The organism is Micromonospora sp. MP36, assembly GCF_008119785.1.
In the GTDB taxonomy this organism is placed as follows: domain Bacteria; phylum Actinomycetota; class Actinomycetes; order Mycobacteriales; family Micromonosporaceae; genus Micromonospora.
Map to the genome: position 1 here is coordinate 1 of NZ_VSFA01000306.1, position 456 is coordinate 456.

A 456-nucleotide genomic window follows, 5' to 3' on the forward strand; every position below is an offset into this window, starting at 1 on the left:
CCCGCTGGTCCGGCTGGACACCATCAACGGGATGGAGCCGGATGAGGCGAAGCGTCGGCCGGAGTTCTACAAGCTCACTCCGCTGTACCCGCAGGAGCGGCTGCGGTTGGAGACCGAGCCGCACATCCTGACCACCCGGGTGATCGACCTGGTGATGCCGATCGGCAAGGGTCAGCGGGCGCTGATCGTCTCGCCGCCGAAGGCCGGTAAGACGATGGTGCTGCAGGCGATCGCGAACGCGATCACCCGTAACAACCCGGAGTGCCACCTGATGGTGGTGCTGGTCGACGAGCGGCCGGAAGAGGTCACCGACATGCAGCGGTCGGTGAAGGGCGAGGTCATCGCGGCCACGTTCGACCGTCCGCCGCAGGACCACACCACGGTGGCGGAGTTGGCGATCGAGCGGGCGAAGCGCCTGGTCGAGCTGGGGCACGACGTGGTCGTGCTGCTCGACTC

General features: G+C 67.5%; 1 pseudogene. It reads left to right on the top strand.

What is annotated here, in order from left to right:
- Window positions 1-456: pseudogene (locus FXF52_RS41290) on the top strand (transcription termination factor Rho); the annotation flags it as partial.